The organism is Cellulomonas bogoriensis 69B4 = DSM 16987 (assembly GCF_000767165.1).
Classification (GTDB): Bacteria; Actinomycetota; Actinomycetes; order Actinomycetales; family Cellulomonadaceae; genus Actinotalea; species Actinotalea bogoriensis.
On the sequence record NZ_AXCZ01000414.1, the window covers coordinates 1 to 656 of the forward strand.

The following is a 656-nucleotide window of genomic DNA, read 5'->3' on the forward strand; positions in this document are numbered from 1 at the left end:
CGCCGGCGGCGTCAGTGGCGTCCTGGTGGACGCCGTGCGCGAGGGCATAGGCGCGGGAGGCGGACGTGACCGCCCGGTCGCGGCGCGCTCGGGCGAGGTCGTCGAGCCGGCTGCCCGGGGAGGACGCGAGCGGCTCGTGCGTCGCGGTGTGTCTGCTGCGGTCCTCGTCCACGGCGTGAGGCTAGGGACAGGCAGGGTCCGGGTCTGGGCGGGGGTCGTGCCCTGTGGACCGACGGGTCAGGCGTCCGCCACCACCGCGGCGCTCAGCCCGGGCCCGACGTGCGCGCCGACCACGGCACTCACCTCAGCGACGTGCACCCGGTGGACGGCGGGCACCTGGGCCTCGATCCGCTCGGCGAGGTCCGCGGCGAGGTCGGGGTCACCCAGGTGGTGCACCGCGACCACCGGTCGGCGACGGCGACGGGCGTCCTCGACGGTGAGGCTGACCACCCGGTCGCGTGCACGGGCGCTGGTGCGGACCTTGTCGACGACCTCGATGCGCCCGTCCCGGACGCCGAGGACCGGTCTCATGCCCAGGACGGTCCCGAGGGCGGCGGCGACCGGTCCGAGACGGCCCCCGCGCCGCAGGTGCTCGAGGGTGTCAACGGCGAACAGGACGGTGCTCCCGTGCGCCCGGGCGGCTGCCGCGCGCGCGG

General features: G+C 77.1%; 1 protein-coding gene. It reads right to left on the minus strand.

All coding sequences use genetic code 11. The features are described 5' to 3' along the window. Positions 1-237 precede the first annotated feature (237 nt). Positions 238-656, minus strand: a 419-nt coding sequence (locus N869_RS15755; protein ID WP_035063272.1) for a DegV family protein, incomplete at its 5' end; no start/stop codon positions are given.